The sequence below is a fragment of the Streptomyces sp. NRRL F-6492 genome (genome assembly GCF_001280125.1).
Taxonomy (GTDB): Bacteria; Actinomycetota; Actinomycetes; order Streptomycetales; family Streptomycetaceae; genus Streptomyces.
On the sequence record NZ_LGEG01000003.1, the window covers coordinates 1 to 22,501 of the forward strand.

At 69.1% G+C, this 22,501-nt stretch carries 21 protein-coding genes and 4 pseudogenes; 11 read left to right on the top strand and 14 right to left on the bottom strand.

What is annotated here, in order from left to right:
- Positions 1-93: 93 nt before the first annotated feature.
- From ADL08_RS02000 to ADL08_RS02020, 4 genes and pseudogenes are all read left to right on the top strand, one after another.
- Positions 94-2,958: pseudogene (locus ADL08_RS02000) on the top strand (RHS repeat-associated core domain-containing protein); the annotation flags it as partial.
- Between the two features lie 394 nt (positions 2,959-3,352).
- Positions 3,353-3,682 (top strand): hypothetical protein, encoded by a 330-nt coding sequence (locus tag ADL08_RS02005; RefSeq protein WP_053640271.1) that lies wholly within the window; start codon positions 3,353-3,355, stop codon positions 3,680-3,682.
- Between the two features lie 72 nt (positions 3,683-3,754).
- Positions 3,755-4,395: pseudogene (locus ADL08_RS37825) on the top strand (RHS repeat-associated core domain-containing protein); the annotation flags it as partial.
- Between the two features lie 464 nt (positions 4,396-4,859).
- A complete protein-coding gene (locus ADL08_RS02020; RefSeq protein WP_234351964.1) occupies positions 4,860-5,198 on the top strand; it encodes a hypothetical protein in 339 nt (112 codons plus the stop codon).
- A gap of 1,363 nt (positions 5,199-6,561) precedes the next feature.
- Here ADL08_RS02020 and ADL08_RS02025 read toward each other — a convergent pair.
- The 3 genes from ADL08_RS02025 to ADL08_RS02035 all read right to left on the bottom strand — a co-directional run bounded on the left by ADL08_RS02025 (position 6,562) and on the right by ADL08_RS02035 (position 8,639).
- The gene (locus tag ADL08_RS02025; RefSeq protein ID WP_053640274.1) at positions 6,562-6,780 is read right to left on the bottom strand and encodes a hypothetical protein; all 219 of its coding nucleotides are present in this window, start codon (positions 6,778-6,780) and stop codon (positions 6,562-6,564) included.
- A gap of 565 nt (positions 6,781-7,345) precedes the next feature.
- Positions 7,346-7,555: a hypothetical protein gene (locus ADL08_RS37475; RefSeq protein ID WP_053640275.1), complete on the bottom strand. Its 210-nt coding sequence runs from the start codon at positions 7,553-7,555 to the stop codon at positions 7,346-7,348.
- Between the two features lie 280 nt (positions 7,556-7,835).
- On the bottom strand, positions 7,836-8,639 hold the full coding sequence (locus ADL08_RS02035; protein WP_053640276.1) for a hypothetical protein: 804 nt from the start codon (positions 8,637-8,639) through the stop codon (positions 7,836-7,838).
- Positions 8,640-8,741: 102 nt separating this feature from the next.
- Here ADL08_RS02035 and ADL08_RS02040 point away from each other — a divergent pair, with 102 nt between their 5' ends.
- Positions 8,742-9,062, top strand: coding sequence for a hypothetical protein (locus tag ADL08_RS02040; protein WP_053640277.1), 321 nt, complete (start codon positions 8,742-8,744; stop codon positions 9,060-9,062).
- A 640-nt stretch (positions 9,063-9,702) separates the two neighbouring features.
- Here the strand turns inward: ADL08_RS02040 and ADL08_RS37480 are convergent.
- The 6 genes from ADL08_RS37480 to ADL08_RS02065 all read right to left on the bottom strand — a co-directional run bounded on the left by ADL08_RS37480 (position 9,703) and on the right by ADL08_RS02065 (position 12,659).
- Entirely contained in the window at positions 9,703-9,864 is a 162-nt protein-coding gene (locus ADL08_RS37480) for a hypothetical protein (protein WP_199836934.1), read from the bottom strand.
- 124 nt (positions 9,865-9,988) lie between these two features.
- Positions 9,989-10,534: a hypothetical protein gene (locus ADL08_RS02050; RefSeq protein WP_063885209.1), complete on the bottom strand. Its 546-nt coding sequence runs from the start codon at positions 10,532-10,534 to the stop codon at positions 9,989-9,991.
- A 758-nt stretch (positions 10,535-11,292) separates the two neighbouring features.
- On the bottom strand, positions 11,293-11,526 hold the full coding sequence (locus tag ADL08_RS37485) for a hypothetical protein (RefSeq protein ID WP_199836935.1): 234 nt from the start codon (positions 11,524-11,526) through the stop codon (positions 11,293-11,295).
- Positions 11,523-11,849 (bottom strand): DUF6573 family protein, encoded by a 327-nt coding sequence (locus tag ADL08_RS37490; RefSeq protein WP_199836936.1) that lies wholly within the window; start codon positions 11,847-11,849, stop codon positions 11,523-11,525. Before ADL08_RS37490 ends, ADL08_RS37485 begins: the two co-directional genes overlap by 4 nt.
- A 100-nt stretch (positions 11,850-11,949) precedes the next feature.
- On the bottom strand, positions 11,950-12,114 hold the full coding sequence (locus tag ADL08_RS36995; RefSeq protein WP_159042965.1) for a hypothetical protein: 165 nt from the start codon (positions 12,112-12,114) through the stop codon (positions 11,950-11,952).
- A gap of 260 nt (positions 12,115-12,374) precedes the next feature.
- Entirely contained in the window at positions 12,375-12,659 is a 285-nt protein-coding gene (locus tag ADL08_RS02065; protein WP_053640280.1) for a hypothetical protein, read from the bottom strand.
- A 300-nt stretch (positions 12,660-12,959) separates the two neighbouring features.
- Here ADL08_RS02065 and ADL08_RS02070 point away from each other — a divergent pair, with 300 nt between their 5' ends.
- The 3 genes and pseudogenes from ADL08_RS02070 to ADL08_RS34975 all read left to right on the top strand — a co-directional run bounded on the left by ADL08_RS02070 (position 12,960) and on the right by ADL08_RS34975 (position 15,818).
- On the top strand, positions 12,960-13,826 hold the full coding sequence (locus ADL08_RS02070) for a GNAT family N-acetyltransferase (protein ID WP_053640289.1): 867 nt from the start codon (positions 12,960-12,962) through the stop codon (positions 13,824-13,826).
- Between the two features lie 102 nt (positions 13,827-13,928).
- The gene (locus ADL08_RS02075) at positions 13,929-14,717 is read left to right on the top strand and encodes an IS5 family transposase (protein WP_234351965.1); all 789 of its coding nucleotides are present in this window, start codon (positions 13,929-13,931) and stop codon (positions 14,715-14,717) included.
- Positions 14,718-14,804: 87 nt separating this feature from the next.
- Positions 14,805-15,818, top strand: a pseudogene (locus tag ADL08_RS34975) (IS5 family transposase).
- 212 nt (positions 15,819-16,030) lie between these two features.
- Here ADL08_RS34975 and ADL08_RS02090 read toward each other — a convergent pair.
- From ADL08_RS02090 to ADL08_RS02100, 3 genes are all read right to left on the bottom strand, one after another.
- The gene (locus ADL08_RS02090) at positions 16,031-16,642 is read right to left on the bottom strand and encodes a DUF6461 domain-containing protein (RefSeq protein ID WP_053640281.1); all 612 of its coding nucleotides are present in this window, start codon (positions 16,640-16,642) and stop codon (positions 16,031-16,033) included.
- An 83-nt stretch (positions 16,643-16,725) separates the two neighbouring features.
- On the bottom strand, positions 16,726-17,778 hold the full coding sequence (locus ADL08_RS02095) for a DUF6292 family protein (protein ID WP_053640282.1): 1,053 nt from the start codon (positions 17,776-17,778) through the stop codon (positions 16,726-16,728).
- Positions 17,779-17,938: 160 nt separating this feature from the next.
- Complete coding sequence (locus ADL08_RS02100; RefSeq protein ID WP_053640283.1) at positions 17,939-18,241, bottom strand: hypothetical protein; 303 nt, start codon at positions 18,239-18,241, stop codon at positions 17,939-17,941.
- Between the two features lie 338 nt (positions 18,242-18,579).
- Between ADL08_RS02100 and ADL08_RS02105 the strand changes: the two genes are divergently transcribed.
- The 3 genes from ADL08_RS02105 to ADL08_RS02120 all read left to right on the top strand — a co-directional run bounded on the left by ADL08_RS02105 (position 18,580) and on the right by ADL08_RS02120 (position 20,935).
- Positions 18,580-18,801 carry a hypothetical protein gene (locus tag ADL08_RS02105; RefSeq protein WP_159042966.1) on the top strand — a complete coding sequence of 74 codons (222 nt, stop codon included), beginning with the start codon at positions 18,580-18,582 and terminating at the stop codon, positions 18,799-18,801.
- Entirely contained in the window at positions 18,801-19,052 is a 252-nt protein-coding gene (locus ADL08_RS02110) for a hypothetical protein (protein WP_053640285.1), read from the top strand. Before ADL08_RS02105 ends, ADL08_RS02110 begins: the two co-directional genes overlap by 1 nt.
- Before the next feature lie 851 nt (positions 19,053-19,903).
- Positions 19,904-20,935 carry a hypothetical protein gene (locus ADL08_RS02120; protein WP_053640287.1) on the top strand — a complete coding sequence of 344 codons (1,032 nt, stop codon included), beginning with the start codon at positions 19,904-19,906 and terminating at the stop codon, positions 20,933-20,935.
- 110 nt (positions 20,936-21,045) lie between these two features.
- Here the strand turns inward: ADL08_RS02120 and ADL08_RS37000 are convergent, their stop codons facing one another.
- Positions 21,046-21,495 carry a hypothetical protein gene (locus ADL08_RS37000; protein WP_159042967.1) on the bottom strand — a complete coding sequence of 150 codons (450 nt, stop codon included), beginning with the start codon at positions 21,493-21,495 and terminating at the stop codon, positions 21,046-21,048.
- Between the two features lie 71 nt (positions 21,496-21,566).
- A pseudogene (locus tag ADL08_RS34980) lies at positions 21,567-22,403 on the bottom strand (RHS repeat-associated core domain-containing protein); the annotation flags it as partial.
- Positions 22,404-22,501 lie beyond the last annotated feature (98 nt).

A 22,501-nucleotide genomic window follows, 5' to 3' on the forward strand; every position in this document is an offset into this window, starting at 1 on the left:
CATCGACATCCCACGGCTTCGGCCGCGCCACCCCGCACCTCCGGATCATCACTCCTGGAGTGATCCAACCATCTCGAAGATCATTTCGTTAGGAGTTCTAAGGGCTGCCGCGCCCTTGAGTTCATTTATGCGACGGCTACCACCGCCACCGACTCCGCCATCGGCGACTTCACCGGCCAGGTGAAGAGGGTCATGCTGTGGTCCACCGAGCCCGGCGCCGCCTCGGCGACCGCCAAGGCGATGACCGCGTACGCGTACGACAAGGACGGCCGTCTGCGCCGTCAGTGGAATCCGCAGATCAGCCCGGCGCTGTACACCGACTACGGCTATGACACGGCAGGCCGGGTCACCGGCCTGACCCCCGCGGGCGAGCTGCCCTGGTCCTTCACCTACGGCAAGGCCGGCAACGCCGCCACCGCCGGGGAGGGCATGCTCCTCAAGGCGTCCCGTTCCGCTCTCCAGCAGGGCACGGCCGATGTCGAGCAGGGCACCAACACCACCTCGGTCGTCTACGACGTCCCGCTGACCGGCGCCACCGCGCCGTACGCCATGGGCGCCAGCGACGTGAAGGCATGGGGCCAGACCGACGCCCCGACCGACGCCGCCGCAGTCTTCCCTGGTGACTCCGTTCCCGCCTCGCACGACGGAGCAGCCCTGTCCGCCTCCGGTTATAGCCGCGCCGAGATCACCTACCTGGGCGTCTCCGGGCGGTCCGTCAACTCGGTCACCCCGGGCGGCCACATCTCCACCACCGAGTACGACCGCTTCGGCAACACCGTGCGCGAGCTCTCCGCGGCCAACCGCGCAGTCGCGGTCGGCGTTTCCGCCGCCGACCGCGCCGTCCAGGCCGACCTCGGCATCACCGCGCTGTCCTCGTCGGAGCGTGCGGGCCTCCTGTCCACCTCCTCCGTCCACGACGAAACCGGAACCCGCGAGCTGGAGGAGTTCGGCCCGCTGCGCCGGATCGACCTGACCGCCGACCTCAAGTCCGGTACGACCGCCCTGGTTGCGGCGGGCACGTCGGTGACGGCCCGTACCTGGACGGTCAACGAGTACGACGCGGGCCGTCCCACCGACGGTACCGCGAAGATCAAGGACCAGGTCACCAAGGTCACCACGGGCGCACAGGTGCGTGAGCACCCCACCGTCCACGGCGAGACCCGCGCCGTCCAGACCGTCTTCGACTGGGCCAAGGGCCTGCCCACCCAGTCCATCAAGGACCCCGGCGGCCTGGCGATCACCACGACCACGGAGTACGACGCCCAGGGCCGCGTCATCAAGCAGATGCTGCCCGGCGCAACCGGCACCGACGCCGCCACCCGCGTGACCACGTACTGGTCCGCGACCGGCACCGGCACCTGCCAGGGCCGACCCGAGTGGGCCGACGACGTCTGCTCCACGGGCCCGGCCGGTGCCGTTACCGGCAGCGGCACCAACCCGTCGCAGTTGCCGACCTCCACCACCGAGTACGACTGGTGGGGCAACCCGGCGAAGGTCACCGAGACCGCGAACGGCACCACCCGCACCACCACGACCACCTACGACGCCGGTGGCCGCCCTACCAAGATGACGGTCACCGGCGGCGCCGGCCAGGCGATCCCCGAGGCCACCACCGAGTACGACCCGGCCACCGGCCGCGCCGTGAAGGTGACCTCGCCCACCGGCGGCACCATCCTCAAGACATACGACAAACTGGGCCGCCAGATCTCGTACACCGACGCCGACGGCGGTGTCACCACGACCCAGTACGACCTGCTGGGCCGCCCGGTCAAGGTCACCGACAACAGCCCGTCGACTGTCACGTACACCTACGATCACGCGGCCGAGCCTCGCGGCATGGCCACAAAGACCACCGACTCCATCGCCGGTGCCTTCCAGGCCACGTACGACGCAGACGGCTCCGTCACCTCCGAGAAGCTGCCCGGCGGGTACACCGCCACCCTCACCGAGGACACCACCGGCAGTCCGCTGAAGCGCACCTACACGCGCGACAGCGACGGCACCGTCGTCTACTCCGACACCGTGACCGAGTCCGTCCATGGCCAGGTCACCGCCCACGCGGGCTGGTCCGACCAGCGCTATGGCTACGACAGGATCGGGCGTCTCACCTCTGCCGAGGACATGGCGGACACGGTGTGCACCAAGCGGACGTACACCTTCGACAACCGGACCAACCGCAAGACGCTGACCTCCGCGGCCGGCACCCCCGGTGCGGAGTGCCCCATCACCGGAGGCACCACCACCAGCCACGCCTACGACAGCGCCGACCGCCTGGTCGACGCCGGCTACACCTACGACAGCCTCGGCCGCACCAGCGCCCTGCCGGGCAGCACGCTGTCGTACTACGCCAACGACCTCGTCCACCAGCAGACCGCGGGAGGCAAGCGCCAAACCTGGCAGCTCGACGTCGCCCACCGGTTCCGCTCCTGGACCACGGAGACCGGCGGCGGTTCCACCTGGACCCAGACGGGCTCCAAGGTCAACCACTACGACGGCGACGGCGACAACCCCCGCTGGATCGTCGAGGACACGGCCACCGGTGCGCTGACCCGCAACGTCGAGTCGGCCTCCGGCGATCTCGCCGCCACCACGAGCAAGACCGGCGACACGGTCCTGCAGCTGGCCAACATCCACGGAGACATCGCGCTCCAGCTCCCGCTGGACCTGTCGAAGGCACCCGTCGCCCTCGACAGCGACGAGTATGGCAACCCGCGCAGCGGCCAGCCGGCCTCCCGCTACAACTGGCTCGGTGCCAAGCAGCGCTCCACAGAGACCGTGACCGGCCTCACCCTCATGGGTGTCCGCCTGTACAACCCGGTGACGGGACGCTTCCTTTCCATCGACCCCGTCAACGGCGGATCGGCGAACGCATACGAATACACCAACGCCGACCCGGTCAACCAGTACGATCTCGACGGCCGGTGGAGCTGCGGCTGGTGCAAGAAGGCCGGCCGGTGGGCCTGGAAGAACAAGTGGGAGATAGGTCTCACCGCAGCCGGCTTCATTCCCGGCGTCGGTGCCGCGGCCTGGGCGTACCGCGCGTACCGCGTGTACAGCGCGGTGAACAAGACTAGGAGCCTGCGGGCGGCCTTCTACGTCACGAGGAGCCGCAAGACCGCGTACGGAGTGGGCCGGACCTTCCACCGGGGGTCCTTCAAGAACTCCGCACGGTCGTTCGTCTACCACTACGCGAAGCACGGCAAGAAGTACGGATCGGCCCGCAACTACCACCGCGCCGCGTCCAGCCACCTGCGTAACGCCCGCGGAACCAAGCGCAACCACCGCGGCAGCCCCGGCGGTAAGCTCAACCCGAGGCTGACTCGTTGGCAGACGTTCTGGTAGGACACGGCAAATGTGGCGGAAGAAGCAACGGTCCGCGCTGGAGGAGCTGCTCCCCCGCGGATCATGGATCGACGGGTTCCCGGGTCTGCGGGAGCGCGACGAGCTCGGTGACCTCCTTGTCGAGGTGGATCAGCTCGAAGCGCACCTGACCGGCGTCCTGGGGCTCGAGGACCGTCAGCTGACGGCTGCGAGCGCCACCGTCAGCGAGCAGTTCGCCGTCGTGGACGCCGAACTCGCGCGAATCGGCCAGGACGCGGAACCGGAGGGCTTGCGCAGCTACGTGCAGGTACTCAGGACCGCGTACGAGCAGTACCTGGCGGAGCGCATGCCATCTCGGTGAACTCCGTGACCTCCACGAGGTGAACATCCGGCCCACGGCCTTGAGCCGTGGGCCGGGTCGTTTCCCGGGCCTGGCCGCCAGACCTCCTGTACAGACGCCGATGGCGGTACGACCACAACGGAGTACGACCTCCTCGGACGACCGGTCAAGGTTGCGGACAGCGTTCCGTCCTCCGTGCCGTACACCTACGATCACCTCGCTGAGCCTCGAGGTCTGGCTACGAAGATCACCGACTCGATTGCGGGTTCCTTCCAGGCCACCTACGACGCGCTCGGCCGCACCACGGCCCTGCCCGGCAGCGCCTTCAACCACTACGCCAACGACATCGCCTACCAGCAGACCGCAAACGGCGAACGCCAGACCTGGCAGCTCGACGCCGCCCTGCGCTTCCGCTCCTGAAAGGTGGAGGCCGACAGCGGCTCCACCTGGACCCAGACCGCCTCCAAGGTCAACCACTACGACGGAGACGGTGACAACCCGCGCTGGATCACCGAGGACACCACCAGCGGTCCGCGGAGACGCTGACCGGCCTCACCCTGATGGGTGTCCGCCTCTACAACCCCGCCTCCGGACGCTTCCTGTCCGTCGACCCCGTCTACGGCCGCAACGCCAACGCCTACTGCTACGGCCGGCCCACCAACCACTACGACCTCGACGGCAAGTGGGCCTGGCTCGCGGTAGGCGCGGCTACCTGGGCCTGCTCCCGCTGGTGCCCGGGCAAGAACACCCGCCGTGTCGCAGGTGTGGTCTCGATGGTCGCCGGCGGCGGGTTCCTGCGCAGCACGGCGATCAAGGCCGGAGGGCGTTGCCTCGCGAAGAAGTCGGTCAGGGACAGCATCCACACCAAGCGCGGCTACCGTGTCGACGTCCGCGGCGACAAGCCCCACTTCAACAAGGTGGGCGCCCGGCCCAAGGGCAAGGGTCTCGGAGCCCGCTGGCGCGTCATCCGCTACAAGAAGAAGAGCATGGGCTTCCCTCACGTGCAGTACTACCGGGGCGGGAAGCGCTACGGAAAGTGGCCCATCGGCTCGGCCTGCGCCACATCCGGCGGGTGTGGCGCTCCCTGTAGGGACGCGGTGACCCCGTCGAAAGTGGACTGATGTGACACTCGGGGGCGCGGAGCGAGTCCTTCGACCCGCTCCGCATCCCCGATCCGTTTCAAGATGAAAGGTTGGCCATGTGGGAAGGCTGTACCCCGGTTCTGGGGGCCGAGCCTGAGCCGTCCCGTCGGGAGATCACCGGCTGGGAGATCCCCGGCATCGGCGAGATGGACATCGAATCCGAGGGGTACCGCATGTCGGTGTTGCCGTCGGACGGATCCCTGCGCATCGAGCTGGCGTTCTCCGACGCGTACGTGGAGTCCGAAGCGATGCCGTACCGGCGACTCGGACCTGTGCTCCTGCCCCTGGAAGGCGTGCGGTCCCTCGGCATGGAGACCCCCGGGGCCCCGGCGAGCCCGCTGTGGAAGCGGGCGCTGCAAGGCGATTCCCGGGACGAGCTGCTGCGCATGGCCTAGGACGAGAACGAGGACGTCCTGTACGTGCGGGACGGCGGCACGATCCTGAGCTGCCGGGGTGGCGCGTGGCACTGGCAAGTCGGCTTGGCCGCTCGTTGATGTACGCGGGCGGGAGCTGGGCGCTGCGGGCATCAACCACGCCGCGCGCTGTGGCACAGCCCCGCCACCCCCGCTCCGGCGCCCGGCCGGGAAGTGGTCGACGGCCGGCGCAACGACGCCGGCAGCGAGATGTCGAGCCGCCGGGCCGGTGCCCGGGCGGGGCCGTGCGTCCGGAGCACCGCGTACAGAGGCGGGACGCCGGCACCGTACGGTGGTCGACAGAACGGCACGGCGCGGCCGGCGGGATGGCCGGACACCGCGTACGGCGAGCGGCAGGACGGCGCCTCTCGCCGACAGCGGGGCCGTACGGCGATCGAGGGCCGACGGCGGACGACCGGACGCCGCCCTCCGCACCGCGGAACCAGCAGCGGGCCGGGACGACGGCACGGTGGCGGGGCGGTCAACAGCGTACGCACCGGCGGCGGGGCGGCGCAGCGAGGGACGGGCGGCGGCGTACGGCTGTCGACGGTGCCGGTCGACGGCGATCTTGTCGGCAAGACGGCGGTCGACGGTCGACGACGGCGGGACGGAGCAGCGGTGCGCGGCGGGTGGCCGGCACAGCGACGGCACCGTACAGCGGTCGACGGCGGCACGGGCGGACACCGCCCCCGGCGGTGAGCTGGGACCGGGCCGGCACCCGGGGCCCGGGGGGGCGTACCGAGGTGTCCTCGGCACCGTCTGGCCAGACGGCCAGGGCGCGTGGCAGTGGACCTGCGACCTGCGCCCCGAGGAGTTGTAGAAGCCCCGGCCGGCACCCGGACACCCAGCGGCGAGACCGGCAGCGGGCCCCGCGAGCCCGGCCCCCGGTGGGTTGCCCGAGGCCCGGGCCGGCCGGGAGCCGCCTGCTCACCGAGCAGCGCCAAGAAGTCGGGCGCACCTCGTGTACGAGGAGTCGGTGTCAGCGCGTTTGACCGACGCCCGCAGATCGGCGGCACCCCCTCACGGTTCGGTGAGGGAGCGCCGTTCTCGGTCTTGTGGTTGTGGCGGTGACCGGTATGCCTGTTCCGCTACGGTGCGGTCATGAGCCAGCCGTTCGCCCAGGGCGAGGATCATCCGGCCTGTGGGATCTGTCCGTCGAAGCGTCTGCCCCGCTCGGGGTTCGTCGTCTACTCGCGCCCCTCCTGGGAGTGCCCCTTCGACCCCGCCGACGGGCCGCGCTACACCCCTAAGGACCGGACGCCGGCGTGCGTGCACCCGCACAAGCTGGGCGTGGAGCCGGACCGGATCGCCCCGCCCCCCAGGGAGCCGGTGGTCGAGGTAGAGGCTACGCCGGTGCGGCGTGGTGGATGGCGCTCGTTGTTCCGCGCCCGGTGATGCCGATGCCCGCGCAGATGCCGTCGAGGATCTGGCGGCGTTCGGTCTCGACGGCGCCGATCCAGTACCGCGTCTCGACGGGGCCGAAGGCGAGCTCGTAGGCCCGGTGCGTGAAGTCGCCGGCGTCCCAGGCGGTGGCGTTGCGCTGCTCGTTGACGGTGGAGTGCACGAACGGGTGGCCGGTGCGCTGCTGGACGCGGGACAGGACGGTGAACTGGGCGCACAGGGCGTGGCAGGTTCTGACAGTGAGCCTCTTTCAGAGCGGCCACTGATCGGGTGACGGGCAGACGTCCCACAACGCACGAGGCTCCTGTGCCATTGAGAGAGGTGTTCGACCCCAGGGGTGGGAGATCCGCTTGGAGTCGAGGACGTAGGTGTGGGCGCCGTGGTGCAGGAACTGGGCGGCCAGGATGCGCAGTCGTGGTGCCGCCGCCAGTGGCGTTGACGACCAGGACGTGCGGGGCCCCGGCGTTCAGGTCGATGGTGACGGGCTGGCCGTCGGCGTCGTGTCCGAGTAGGAGCAGGAAGTCGGGCAGCATCTCCAGCTCCTCGCGGACGCCAGTGTCGGTCAGCCGCAGCGCCTCGGGGAACGTGCGGGTGGTGGTGTTCGTCATGGTGGGGTGCTTCCTTACCTATGGGGCCGGAGGTCCGGGTGTTCTCCGGGATGAGGGGGATCGTGTCGGCCGAGGCGGACAGGCCCGTTTCCGGGCGCGGGCCGTCCGGCCGGGCGGGGTTCAGTCGTCGGGGTCGGTGGTGCCGGACGCGGCGCGGGGCCGGTTGCGGGCCCAGCGCTTGAGGTCACCAAGGCGGTAGAGGAGCTCGGCGCCGCGCTTGCCGGTCGGGGCGGGGAAGTCCGGGTCGTTTTGCCGGGCCCAGCGCAGCGCGTCGAGGCTGGCGACCGTCTCCGACAGGTGCTGCTCGTACGCCGCGCGCAGCCCGAGCACCTGGTCGTCGTCGACCAGGTGCTCGGGCCGACGACGTCGTCTCGGCGGGAGCGGGGCCGGCCGCCGCGCCCGGATCGGCCACCTGGTCGCGGTGGGCGGTGGGGATCGGTTCTGTGGCGGGAGCGGGCGGGAGCTCGTGGGCGCTGCCGGCGTTGACGAGGACGTCGCCGGCCGCAACGGCGGGTTCCGGGGCGAGGATTGCTTCCCTTGTGCAGGGCGGTACCGGCCGTGTTCTTCGCGTGGGCGCCGGACATCGCCCACGCGCGGGCCTCGGCGTCCGTCAGCAAGAGGACCTGGGTCTTCTGGGCGCGGCCGCGGGTGACGACCTGGACGCGGCCGTTGTGCTGGCTGGGCATCGGGATCGGGCTGACCTCGGGCACCAGCATCCGCCAGGCGTTGAGCGTGTAGCGCACGAGGATGCGGGGGAGAAGTTCTCGCGTATCTCCGGGCCGCCAATCGCACGGGCGGTGGCGGACTGCGCGACGAGCAGGACGTGGAGGCGGACCTGGCGGCCCATGAACAGGATCTCGGCGAGCGCGTCGACGGCCGGGGACTCCTTCGGGTCGCCGGACTCGCGGATCCTGGCCCAGTACCGCTTGAGCTGCGCCATGGTGGCGTTGACCTCTTCGAGGAGGATCACCGGCCGGGGCCCGACCCGCCACGGCTCGCGGGCCAAGACGTCGTCGGCCAGTTGCTCGGCCAGGCGGATCCGGTCGCGCCCTTCCCGGGCGAGGCGGATCAGGGCGTCGTGGATCTCGGCGATGTCGCGGCAGTAGGTGACCCCGGGCACCCCGCGGGCCCAGGTGTGGGAGATGCGCTTGAAGTCCAGGACGTAGGCGTGGGCGCCGTTGTGGATGAACTGGCAGCAGATGGCGCGCAGGATGGTCGACCTGCCGCCGCCGGTCCCGTCGGAGATCAGGACGTGCGGGGAGTCGGCGTCCAGGTCGACGGAGACCTTCGTGCCGCCCGCGCCGAAGCCGATCAGCGGCGCGGACTCGGGCATCTTCGCCAGGACCTCCCGCACCCCGGGGTCGGACAGGCGCAGCATCTTGGGCGGGGTCTTGCGCTTCTCAAAGAAGTACATCGGGGCACCCGGCGGTCCAACCGGCCTATCCCGACATGCGGGCAAGGGCAGGTACTGGTGAAGTCTGCTGTGTCCCTGACCTCCACTTTCTGGAGAAAGATCATGCTGTCTTTCCGTAAGACCTTCGCGGCCGTTGCTCTTGCTGCTGCCGCGGTGATGGCCGGGCCCGGCATCGCCTCGGCCGACGACCACTCCGAGCGGGGCGAGGAGCCGTCGTCCTACGGGCAGTGCAACGACTTCACCACGCAGGTCGGCGCGGTGAACGTCAACCAGGGTCCGGTCTGCATCGACTTCGGGCCCCTCTACGACGAGGACGAGAACAAGGGCAGCGAGAGCGGTGAAATGAACTTCAACTGCAACGCCGCCGTCACCCAGGTCGGTCTGGTCAACGTCAACCAGGGCCCGGTCTGTATCGACTTCTGACCCGTGTGAAAAGCGGGCTGCTCCCACGACTGCCGTCGTCTACATGTCTGTTTCGGCGCGTATCGACAGCGGCCGGGAGCGGCTGCGGGCGGCCGGGAAGGCCCGGTGCTCGTCTGCTCGCATCGCTGCGGCCCGTGCGACAAGCAGCACCGGCGTAAAGGTTAGGTGGGAAGGGGCGGCTGTCCGGGGAACCCGGCCGGCCGCCCCTTCGCTGTGCCGCGCGTGCCCGTGGCCCGTGGCCCGTGGCCCGTGGCCCGTGGTGTCAGGCGAGGATGCCGCTGGGATCGTCGGCCAGGGCGAGGCAGGCGGTGACGCGTTTGCCGACGTGGCTATGGGTGGGCGGGTCACCCTGCACGGCGAGGCTGGCGACTCGGGTGCGCTCACAGCGGGACGACTCCCCCGCCGGCTTGCCCTCGGCACCGACGATCCACCACCGTTTCGGCCAGGCGAAGTCGCCTGTGCAGGAGAGCAGACCTGGTGCCAGATCGGGCCGACCCTGCTTCACCGGGGTGAGGTGAAGCCCGCACCTACCTCCTCCTCGACCCGATCGAGCACCTGACCTGTCAGAGAGCAAGCTGTCCTCCGGCAGATGGTCTTGATCAGTTGCCAAGAGGTGCTGGCCGATCAGGGAAGCAGTAGGTCAGGTGTTCGGGCGGTCGCGGTGGAGTTCCGCGTCGCGCTCTCGGACGAAGTCCATAGCTTCGCGGATCGTGCAGCCGGACGCGTTCTGGTACGCCTTGATCGCGTGGATGATCCGACCGTTCAAGATCTCGCGATCCACGCTCTCTGGAAGGTTGCTCATGGGCCGACCGTATCGAGAAGACGTTCGACTGCACCAGTCAAGATCATCTGACGGAGGGCGCAAGTGACCTCTGACAGGTGATCTTGACCATTTGACAGGTGAGTCTGACCGGTCGGATCGGTTCCTACTCGCCGGAGTCCATGGAGCGGGCATGCGCCCACTGCTCTTCGAAGTCGCTCCGGCTGATCTCCTGACCCACCAGCACCGGATCGAAGAGGTCCACCACCGGTGGATTGAACGGCCAGTCGTCGGGACCACTGCGTAGGGCGGTCCCGTTCTCCGGCAGTTCCACCTGGCGGAGCCGACGCCCGTCGGAGCCCACCTCCATCAGGTAGTCGACCGGTCCGTCGTCCTCCTCCCAGCGGCGCCGCAGATACACGATGCTCCTGTCCGCGAGTGCACCGAAGCCCTCCTGTCCGCGCTGCGCATCACGCTCGGCACGCAGCCCGTTCAGACCCGCGGGCATCCGGGGCGCGTCGATGTCGGCCTCCTCCAGCTCTTCCGCCTCGAACCCGGCCACGGTCTCTGGATCGGCGACTACCTCGACCCAGGCGAACACTTCACGCACCTCCCGCGCCGACCGCGCCCGGACCCACCACCACGAGCCGCCCATGCCGTAGTCGTGCAGTACGAGAAAGCGGCCCTTGTCCGCGACGTCTTCACCCACCATGAAACCCGACCTTAACGACGCACCCGACAAGACCACAGGCCCGGTCAAACTCACATGACAAACAGTCAAGATCATCTGTCAGAGGACAACAAGCGCCGACTCCCCGCGCAACCTCATGGACAGTTCCTCACAGTCTCACAGACGCACGCCCACCAGGGGAAACGGCCTGTGAGCCTCACAAACGGGCCTCACCACGGACGCGGGTGGTGAGTGGAGCCGGCCTCGCTCACCACGGCAGGCGTCCGGTACGGCCGGGCTCGTCGTCGGCCGGTGTCTGCGGGGCCGGGCGGGGTGACCCCGTCCGGCCCCGCTGTCGTTCGGGCGGCGTGCCGGGGCCGGTGACGCTCTGGGGTCGGGCGGCCCCGCCCGACCCCAGAGTTTCCGATCAGACCTTCAGGTGGGGGGCGGCCACGCATTGCACACCCTGCTCCGGCGCGATCGGCTCCGCCGGTCTCCGCGTCCGTGCAGTACGCGTTGGAGATCTCGACGGCGCTGAGCGGCTGGGCGTAGAACTCCGTGAGCTTCCAGCCGCGTACCTGGGAGGTCTCGTCGGCGAAGTTCGTACGCATCACCACACCGCCGCCGGTCGACGCCGCCCGGATGAGGATCGTCATCGCCTCATGGGCGTCGTCCGAGTCCAGGACGGTCGTCTCGCCCATGTTGTGGAACGGCATGGCGACCCCGAGGGAGTCCCCCTTTCCCCGCTGTCACGGCGACGAGTACGTGACAGCCGTCCCCTACTGCCCCGAGGAGGCCCGTCAACAGCCCGGCGGCGCGCTGGAACTCGAGGGGTGGGGCACCGCTTCCGGCGGTCGGTCCTCGTCGGGCAGGGAGATCGTGATCACGGGCTCCCCTCCGTCGCCGGGTCCGCATGTGGCGAGCAGCCGCGTCTGCTCGCTCTCGTGGCTCTCTCCGTCGCGCGGGACGCGGTAGAGCTCGACGGTGCAGGAGCTCCCGTCGCCGTCGGACCGCCGGATGGCGTAGCGGGTCATCCAGAGCACGTCCCAGAGGCGGCCCGCCTGGTCCTGGTAGGTCTGCCGGTTGTCCTCGGCGGTCCCCAGGTGACGCAGTCGGCCCACGCGGCTGCGGCGAGCGCCACCGGGACCCCGAAACCGGCCTCGCGGGCGATGTCGTCGTCGACGGCGACCAGGGCCCCGTCGGCGAGAGCCTGGGCCCGGCTGTACCGGTGAATGACCACTCCGAAGAGGTCGGCCACGGAAACGGCCGGCTGCTCCGGCTCAGGGGTCCAGCGCATCGCGTCGGGGCCCAGGGCGTCCGGGTTGGCGGCGCCGTCATTGAGGGGGTTGTCGGTCATGGTCTGCCCTTTCGTGAGCGGGTGTTCTCGGCGGCATCGGGGTGCCACTCCCCGCCACCCGGGGCGGGGCGCAACCGGTCGGCTGCACCCCGAGGGAGGGTCAGGCGTTGGCGGCCGACCGGGTGATGGACTTGCGGCGCACACAGCGCAGCGTGAGGGCGTCCGGGTCCTCGGCGAACGAGGCGCTCAGCCGATAGCGGGCGTCGGTGCTCCCGAGGTAGTCCGCGCGGCCGCCCTCCGCCGGCCGCGCGTGCGCCGCCGGCACTCTTCTCCCTCCGTGCCGGCCGGGGCGTGCTGCGGCTGGCACGGAGGGAGAACGCTCGGGAGGCCGCCGCTGCCCGGAAGGCTTCAGCCCGGCGCCCTGTCGGCAGGAGCGCGGCTGCGCCCCCACCGTGCGGCAGTGGCACGGTGGGGGCGCAGGGCGGGTGGATGTCTATCCGGTCGTGAGGCTGGCGCGTACGGCCGTGGTGGCGGTGTCGGCGTCGAGGGTCAAGCCGGTGACGGTGTACCTCTGGGTGGCGTCGGTCATGCGATCAGCTCGAAGTACGCGGCGTCGACCGCCCGAGTGCCGAGGTCTCCGAGGTCTCCGAGGTCTCCGAGGAAAGCTGCGACCACATAGGCGCCGTGGTCGCCTCCCCAGAGGGTTTCGGGTGTCTCCCCGTCCTCCTCTGCGCGGTGCGGGAAGGCCTCCAGTACCGCGACAACGGCATTCGCTTTGGCTTCCTCGAAATCCGCTCCCTCGGCGACGACCGCAAATGATGAGGCGAGATCACAGACTTCGTACCAGTCTCCGACGATGGTGAATTTCACGGGTTTTCCTTTCGTCGGGTTCGAAGTCCCCGGAATTCGGTTCCGGGGCCTGTGGTGATCTGCGTCTAAGAGCTGTCCTGTAACTCAGAACGAAGGCCGACGGGGCACCACAGGCAGATCGGCTTGTCCGGTTGCGCCCCGACTCGCGACCTCAGCTGGAGCCGAGCAAAGCAGGTTGAACCGGACACTGGCAGACGGTATCTGGAGTTATGGGACAGCCCTTAGGGCGTGTCCTGTCGATCTGACCGGCTGAGTAAAACCAGGTGCGGCCGGTCGCCGCGACGGTGTGAGATGCGGGGCATGACGATCGTTCTGAACGGGCCCGGCGTCGAGGGGCTGACCGGGGTCGTGGATGTCCTTCGCGTGTGGCAGGACGACCGCACACCGCTGCAACTCCATCCGGGAGACCTCGGCTGGGCCTGGGCACTGGGCGCGGAGAGGCTGGCCGCGGCCGTCCGCACCTGGAGCGTGGACGGACGGATCGTTGCCGTCGGATACCTGGACGACCCTGATGTGCTGCGCCTGACGACCGCGCCGGATCTGCGACAGGACGGTGATCTGGCGCGCCGGCTGCTGGCGGACCTCGATGATCCGGAGTGCGGGGTCCTGCCGCCCGGGAAGGTCGGCCTCGAAATCCCCAACGGCGCCCTGCTCCGCGAGGTCCTCTTGGAGGCGGGCTGGATTCTGGACGAGCCGTGGACGCCGCTGCGCCACGACCTTGCCCAGCCGGTGAAGGACTCCGGCCTGCGGATCGAGGTAGCCGGTCCGAAGACGGCGGCGGTGCGGACCGCGGTGCATCGCTCGGCTTTCGGCAGCCCGGCGTTCACCCAGGAGATCTGGCACGTCCTCGCGGCTGGGCCGGTCTATGCCGACGCCCGCTGCCTGATCGGCTACGACGCCCAGGACAACGCGGTGGCCGCGGCGACGGTCTGGTCGGCCGGGCCCGGCAAACCCGGCCTGCTGGAGCCGGTGGGTGTGCACGCCGACCATCGCGGTCGCGGCTACGGGACGGCGATCAGCGTCGCCGCTGCGGCGGCGCTGCGTGAACTGGGTGCGTCAAGCGCACTCGTCAGCACCCCGACCTCGAACGCTGCCGCCGTCGCCACCTACAGGGCAGCCGGCTACGAGCCGTCGTCCGAACGGCTCGACCTCAGCCGAGCCGTCTGAAAACGATCAGGCGGCGGTATCGGACAGGCCGCGCCGCTGACCCTGGCTGGGCCCGAACGCCCTTTGAGGACATGGGGCGGGTCGGGGTTCGACGATGGGCGGATGATTCCTCGTGGTGAACTGACCGATGTGGCCCGGGCGCGGATCATGCCGCTATTGCCGCGCCCCGACGGGCGTCGTGGCCGGTGGCGGGACCTGCCGGATCGGTACGGGCCGTGGAAGATCTGTCATGAGCGGCCGCGCCGGTGGACGGCGGACGGGACCTGGGATCGGATCCTCACGCAGGTCCAGGCGGACGACGACGCGGTCGGGACGATCGAGTGGGTGGTGTCGGTCGACTCCACCACCGCCAGGTCCTATCAGCATGGGGCAGGGGCCCGGAAGAAGGGGGGCTGCGGCACGTGGCCGGTCACGCCGGTCGGCGGCGAGGCACTGGGACGATCCCGCGGCGAGTTGAGCACCAAAGTGCACCCGGCTGTAGGTGGGCGCGGCCGTCCACTGCCGATCCTGCTGACGCCCGGACAGGCCGGTGAAAAGCCGCAGTTGGTGCCGCTACCGGAGGCGATCCGGGTGCCCCGGCTGGGGCCGGGGGCGTCCCCGGTCGCGGCCGGATCGGGTCATCGCCGACAAGGCATACTCGCATCCGTCTCCCGCGCCCAGCTACGCCGGCGCCGGATCGCCACCACCATCCCCGAGCGTGCTGATCAGAAATCCCGGCGCCGCGGCCGTCCACCTTGCTTCGACCGCGACCTCTACCACGACCGGAACGTAGTCGAGCGCTGCTTCAACCGGCTCAAGCAATGGCGCGGCCTGGCCACCCGATACGCCAAACGCGCCGCGATCTACCGAACCGAAGTCGTCATCGCCGCCATCATGATCTGGCTCCGCTGATCGACAGGACACGCCCTAGGAGCTGTGCGAAGTTCGGATCTTTGTGAGGCTCGGTGGTGTGCTGGTCTGGGCTGGTAGAACTCGCTTGTGGCGCGTTTTGATGTGACGGATGCGGAATGGGCGTTGATCGAGGGGTGTCTGCCGGCGGCGGGGACCGGTCCGCTGTCCCGGCGGGTGCGGGACCAGTTCGACGGGGTGCTGTGGCGATTTCGCACCGGGTGCGGCTGGCGTGATGTCCCGGAGCGCTACGGGTCTCGGTCGACGGTGTACTCGCGGTTCAATGCCTGCTCCAGGGCCGGGGTGTTCCAGGCCTTGACGGATACCCTGATCGTCGAGGCGGCGATGCGCGGCCGGGTCGGTCTGGAGCCGGTGAGCGTGGATTCCACGGTCGTACGAGCCCATCACGAGTCGGCCGGGCCGGTGATTGCCGGGGAGACCCTGGACGCCCTTGAGCAGGCCCTGACCGAGGAGAAGGGGGTTCCGCTGCTGGAGCAGGGGCCGGTCCTGCGGGTGACACGCCGCAGGCCTCGCCCGGTGCGAGCTGCGCAGAGGAGGCGGACCGCAACCGGGCTGCCGCACGTCGGCGTCGTCGGGCACGGGGGCAGGCGGCCGGACTCGGGCGGTCCAGAGGCGGGTTGAGCAGCAAGATCCACGCCGCGGTCGACACGGCGGGACTGCCGCTGGTGTTCGTCCTGACTCCCGGGCGGGCAGCGGACAGCCCGCAGTTCCAGGCGGTACTCGACCGGATCAGGGTCCCCGGTCCCTCGGCCTCGTACCCGGCCCGGTGCGGTGGCTGAGGACAAGGCCTACTCCTCCAAGGCCAACCGCGTCTACCTGCGCAGACGCGGGATCACCGCCGTCGTTCCGGAGAAGTCCGACCAGGCCGCCAACCGGCGCAGGAAGGGCCCGGCCGGCGGTCGCCCCGTCGCCTTCGACACGCACCGCTACCGGCAGCGCCATACCGTGGAGCGCTGCTTCCAGAAGATGAAGACCTTGCGCGGAATCGCCACCCGCTACGACAAGTCGCCCGAGAGCTACGCAGCGGGATTCCATCTCCGAGGATCGATCATGTGGCTGAAGCACATCACGACAGCCACATGATCCGAACTACAAACAGTCCCTAGTACACCTCTACGTGCACCCCTCCAGCCCTCCTTCTGGTGTAACTGTTGCGGGACCACATCCGCATGGGTCTGCCCGCCTCCGCAACACGCCGGACGGCTTGCTCCCAACTGCCTCTGCCGGTGGCACCGAAAGGCGTGGCGGCTGGGCTCGCCAGACATCACGTTGATGAGGGTCCGCGAGATCGGCGTTCACGGGATGTGCCACGCCGGCGTGTCCGTGAAGGCTGCGGAGCCGGAGATTTCTGCGGTTCTCAGCGGCTGGGTGAACCATGATCTTTCGATCGTCACGCCCATCACCCGCTCGGCCAGGAGGAACAGCTTCGGGCCCCAGACCTCAGTCGGGTCGGTGACATCGATCAGACCGGCGCACCAGGCGGGGTCCCAGCGAGTGTCTCCCTCTCGCAGCGGTGTGACAGGTCCGTAGGGCTCCTCGTAGACGACGAGGTCGCCGTCAACCGCGTAGTGGACGGTGTCGCCGCCGTTGATATCGAGGTGGAGTCCGAAGCACCTGCCTGCGCGCGAGAGGTCGCGCAGGACGCCGGGGACCGCTCCTGTCCATCCGACGACTTCCAGTGCGAAGACCACGTCTCCAGCCGTGCCGACGCTCACGTGGTCGCGCCGGTCGGGGTATTCGGGCTGAAGATCGTGGACCTCTTCGGAGGCAAGGAGCCGAGTGGCCGACGCGTTGCCTCCGAATCGCCGGATGACCTCGTCCTCGGTGATCCCTTCGATGAGGGTGAGGACCGGGTAGAAGCCGTCCTCCTCATCGGTCCAGTCGAACCGGTCGTCGTGAATCTTCATGCCGCATGCATAGCAGGGGCTCCGGAGCGACCACCGGCCCGCCCGGGGAAAGAGATGCGTCTGGGGTCGGCTCAGGTTGATGCTCAGGGCGCGGTGTGGGGGCGTTTGGTTCCCTTGCGGCCGTCGCGCAGAGCCTCGAGGAGTTCTTCGGGTTCGGGTCGCAGTCCGCTGCCCAGGTAGCGGATCCCCTCCCCTTCGGGCGGGGTGGTGGTGGCCTTGCCGATGGGGTGGCGGCGGCTGGTGGAGGTGCGCCATCCGTAGCGGGAGTCCCACACCAGGGCCGCGGCGGGCTGGCCGGCCTCGAGCAGGACGGCGGCGGCGACGTGTTCCGCGTCGGGCCGGCGCATCTCCACCAGGGCCTGCTGGGCGATGCCGGCCGCGGCCAGGAAGTCGGCGGTCCGCTGCAGGTAGGGCTTGTCGCTCCGGACGCTCAGCTCCCGCTCGGCGGCCGCGATGGCGCCGCGGTGGGTGCCGGTCGGGTAGCCCAGCCGAATGGCGGCGTCCTTCGGATCCAGGCCGGGCTGCTCCTCGACCAGGTCGGCGATGCGCCGGCCGCGCAGGGTGACCAGGCCCGACTGCGCGGTGGGGAACTTGGCGACGCCCAGGGTGTAGGCGACGCTCTCCACCGTGACGGCCGGGTCGGCGTCCAGGAGCTCGGCGATCCGCGGCAGGATCTCGTCGCGGGGGATCATGTCGCCGCTGCCCGCGGGGCGGCCGCCGCCGGCGGCCTTGCCGGGCCGGCTGTTCTTGTAGCCGAGGACCAGGCGGCGGGGCCAGTGCTCGGTGCCCTTGGGACCCGCGGGCACGAGAACGACGCCGGCGGCCAGGTTCGGGTCCCGCTTGTAGGTGTTCCAGGACACTGGGGCGACGCCAAGCAGCTCGGCGGCCTCGTGGCGGTCCAGGAGGTCCTCCTCGTCGTCGACCCGGGGCAGCTCGGGGACGGGCTGGCCGGCGTAGTAGGCCCTGGTCTGCTCCGCGTCCCACAGCTGGGCCCTGGCGTTGGGCGAGCTGATCGGCGCCGGGTGGCCCTCTGCCGCGTACGGCTTCTGGTTTCGGACGGTAACGAGCTTCTTGCCGAGGGTGTCGGCCAGGTCGGCCATGGTCTGGACGTACTGCAGGCGTCCGGCGCGGATCACGTTCTTCTCCTTCATCGCGGGGCGGGGCGCTCGCAGCGCCCCGCCGACAGGGGGTGTCAGTCGGTCGAGGGGTCGGGCAGGCAGTGCGGCTTGCACGGCGCGCCGGCCCCGGCGTCGCACCCGTCGCAGGGTGGACGGCCGCCCCGATCAGCGGGTGGAGTTAGGCGAAGGCGCTGCCGGCGCCGGCGTGCGGAGGGAGGTCGCCGCCGGCGATGACGTACAGGGCGTGCGGCGGGTTGCCGGTGGTGCGCACCCGGATGCCGGTGGTGTCGCCCGGGCCGGCGGCGCGTGCGGGGATCGCCCGGACGCCCGTGGTGGGGACGACGGGGGTGCCGGCCCCGGCCAGGAGTCCGGCAAGCCGGGTGAGTTCGGTCTCGGCGGCCCCGGGGGGGGCCGGCCACCCCGGCGCGACGGCCGCGGTCCGCATCGGGACGTTGGCGGGGTGGGTGAGGAGAAAGGGCATGGTGCCTCCAGGATGCCGGTGTGTGTTCGGTATCGCGGGCTGCCACCACCCGCGATCAAGAAAACGTTACCCACAATGCATCATCGGTAGCAAGTGGGCAGGTCCGCAACGCCGCGGCGTTGCGGATACAGTCGGAGACGAGATATGCCTCTCGGGTCTCCCGGAGTGTGTGTTTTCGGTTGGCCGGCGCCCTTGCCACCCGCCTCGGCGGAAGTGGGCGCCGGCCGCTTTCGTTTCCGCCGCCCCGGGGCGGCCCCGCGCACCGGGTGCTCACCGCCTCTCGCCTTCCGGGCTCCGGCGGCATGCTCCTGCGCTAGCCTCGTCACAGCGTCTACGACTTGGAGGCCGCGATGCGGATCGTCTTCGACCCGGCCGAGCAGGAGGCCCTGCGGGCCGACGCGCGGGAGATGGCCGACGGCGACCCGCAGATCGCTTACGTCCTGGAGCGCCTGGCCGGCGAAGGTGTCGACCTGGACCGCGTCACCTCCTGGGAGGACCTGCGCGAGAAGCTCGGCCAGCCCCCGCTCGACGACTCCTCCCCCACCTCGCACGTCGCCTGATGGGACGCCATACGCCCCGGCGCGCCCGCATCGTGTTCTACGACGTGGCGCAGGAACAGATCGAGAAGATGACCGAGGCCGAACGCCTCCGGCTCGACCCCGTCCTGGCGGCCGTCTCCAGGAACCCCGAGATCGGTGTGCCGTCGAAGCACGGCGCAGTCCGCGAGCACCGGGCAGACGGTGTCCGGATCCTGTACGTGCCAACAGCCCTCGGCACCCTGGTCCTGGTCGCCTACATCGAGACGGACTGACTCCTCCAAAGACCCCGAACGGCCAGCCGCGGAAGAGCCCCGGACCTCAGTTCCGGGGCTCTTCCGCGGCTGGCCGGGACGCGTGAGCGCGTCCCGGCCCGTCCTCTGTCCTGTCCGCCGGCCGGGGCGAGGGACGGGACGGACCAGGCGGGGACGGACAGGGGCTGTCCGGTGGTACGGGAGGTGAGGACCGCTTCCCGCACGGCGGGAAGGTCGTCGCCGTGGAGCCTCTTCCGGCCGATGAGGAACCGGCAGGCCCGCGCGACGCACCGCAGCCGCGTGACCTGGTCGATGCTGCCGGACAGGCCTCGGACCAGGTGCTGTACGGCCTTGATCTCAGCGGTGCCGAGGAGGGCTTTGTAGGGACCGGTGGTCAGTCGCAGGAGGTTCATGCCGGCGTCCCCGTGCGCGTACGGAGGTGTCTCGCCGGGCAGCGGCAACAGGTTGGCGGCGGCCTCCAGTGGTTCGAGTCCGTGGGGCCGTGTTCACCGGCAAGCTGCTGGTAGAGGTAGCGGGCGGCAATCTCGCCGCCGAGCATGACCGTGCCGACCTGCAGGGGCGTGCCGACCTGCAGGGGCGAGGCGCCTGCGCCGTGGGTCCGGCCGGTGGCGTGGGTGACGCGCAGGAGCCGGGCCCCGGTCGTATCCCAACGGCCCGGCCCCGCCCCGCGCTCCGCACTTTCCCGTACGGACCTTGCCCCAGGGCGGCAGGGGGGCCGGGGTAGCTTGTCTGTTCCGTAAAATTCGATGTCTGCCCTTAACTCGGTTTCTGGTGAGCGGGCGCCTCGTCTGCGACGAGGTCTCCCGCCGAACACCAGGGTCCTTCCGCCGCCGGCGCTCTACGGTGATCCCATGGCAGACCTCGACCCCACCGCGCTCCCACCCGAACTCGCCGACCCCGCCGACATCGAAGCCCTCAACGACATCGCCCGTGAAACCGGCACCAGCGCGGCCGAGATGATCCGCGACGCCATCCACAAGGCCGTCCTCGCCCACCGGGTATGGGACACCCCCTTCTTCGACAACCCCCACATCAACCGCCCCGAGGAACAAGAGACAGATCAGATCCGCTCCAGAGACGCGGAAGACGGCGGCTACGGCGACCTCCGCGAATACGTGGATGCCTACCACGCAGACCTGCCTCCCTCAGAGGGCCTGAGATACGACGGCGCCGACTGGATCGTGTACACACCTGACCGCACCCTTGTAGGTCAGGCCAAGGCGTTCGGTGAGCGGCTTTCCGGCTCCGGCCACGCACTCGCGGCCGCCAAGGAGATCAGCCGGCGCAACCCAGAAGGGTGGCAAGCCGTTCGCACGCTCCTCCTGGAGTCACGAGGAGTTCCTATCAAGCAGCGCGACCCAGACCGGTGGCAGCGAGCGCACCACGCAGTCCGCAACGACCCTGAGCTCCGTGAACTCCTGAAGGAAATGAACGAGGCCGCGGAGGCTCTTCGACACCGGTTCGACACCGAGGGCAGAGCCCCCCTTCTGCTCGTCGAAAGGCCAGACAGACACCGAAGTCCTCGATGTCCTGGTACGCAGCGCCGCAACGCCAGGGAGCGACGCTTCGTGAAACTGCCCACGGCGCGGCGCATCGTCATGGCAGACACGTCCGCAGTCCTCGCCGGATACGACACAGGCGACAAGATTCACAAGGAAGCCAGAAACGTTCTGGACACCGCGGCCACCCTCGTCATGTCACCCCTCGTGTTAGCGGAGCTCGACCACCTCGCCCGCGACCGGCTGGGGTACAGAGTCGCGATGTCCATGCTCGACGAGCTTCAGCAGAGGATGACCGAGGAACGCCTCGTGGTACCCAAGCTCACCTCACTGAGCCTTTTCCAACCTCACATCTGTGCTAGTCAAGGGCGTGCTGACGAGTGACCATGTCAGCCGGCGACAGGCCGGTGACCAGCAGATCCACAGTCGGCCACCATGCTGCGAACGCTCCGACGGACGGGGGCGGCCGACCTGACAGACAGGTTGGAAAAGGCTCAATGACGATAAGTACACCAGTAGCTGTTCAATGCTGCGACTTTATCATTGAACTTGGGATCGATAAATGATACAGGGGCGTCCAACGCAACACTTTCCCCCGAGGTCAGATAAATAATTACTCGACTCACGCCAGCTGTGCGCCGCACGTCAATCCCTGCGACTTCTTTCCATGGGGTGAAACGACTGCGGCGATCAAAGATCTTGAAGGTTTCCAGACCCTCGGGGGAAAGGCGAACTCCGCGGGTTCGAGGCCAGATCACCGCGAAGGCGATGGCTGCGCAAGCGGCGTACGCACAGGATCGCAGCTCTTCTTCCGTCATGGGATCACCATTCCACTGCAATCCTAGGTAGAGCAGACTCGTCGCCAGGATTATCCCCAGAGTAATGGGAGTGGCTACTTGCATCGTTCCCAGTCGGAAACTTCTGGTTTCTTTGGTGTGCGGCATTAAAATCCTCCTTTGGGGCCGGGGTGCTGAAGGGGCGGCCCACGCAGGGCTGCCCCTTCAGTGCTACTCAGCTATCTTTTGCAGTTGCGGTTTCTCTTGCTTACATTTCCCGGCTTGGCCCAGCCGGATATCCCCCATCCGACAGTGGCGCCCATTTGCCAGGTGAAGCATCCCCCCCTGGCGTTAGCGGCATTGATGTGGTGGACCGACCACCATGTATAGGTCCATGCCAGTGTGACGCAGACACCGACCGCAACAGGATGTATGAGCCTGGAGCACAGGAACGTCTCCATCAGCGTTGCTGCGATTCCGCCCATTGTGCCGACATCCTCTTTGAGGATCTGAGTGTGGAAGCGAGTGACGTAGAACTTGCACCAGAAGGTGTACCCGTACCACTTCCAGTTGGTCCCGCACAACCGAACGTATGCTGCTCGGCCGGACGGGTCGACCTGGTTCCCGGGGTCCTGGTTGGCGTAGTCGTAGGCGGTTGCCGAACCTCCGTAGACGGGATCCGTGGTGAGGAAGCGTCCCGTGGCGGGGCTGTACATCCTTGCGCCCATGAGCATGGAACCGGATACCGTCTCAGATGACCGCTGCTGTCCGCCGAGCCAGCCGTAGCGTGCCTGCTGTTGGCCTTCGCGTGGGTTGCCGTACTCGTCGGTGTCCAGTGCAGTGGGGGTCTTGGCAGAGTCGAGCGGGAGCATCAGCGCGACGTCACCGTGGATGTTGGTGAGCTGAAGGGCAACATCTCCGGTCTTGCTGGTGGTGGCCGCTATTTGCCCGGTCGCGGAGGTGACGTAACGGGTTATTGCTCCCGTTGTCGTGTCTTCGGTGATCCAGCGCGGGCTGTCGCTGTCGCTGCTGTAGTGGTTGACCTTGGAACCGGTCTGGGGCCAGTTGGAGCCACTGAGCCCATTTCATCTTGGCGTTGACCTGGCCAGATGAAGCGTGAGGACGGCTCGGACAAGGTGAGTGATCCGGTTGGTGCTGCATCGGATCTTGCGGA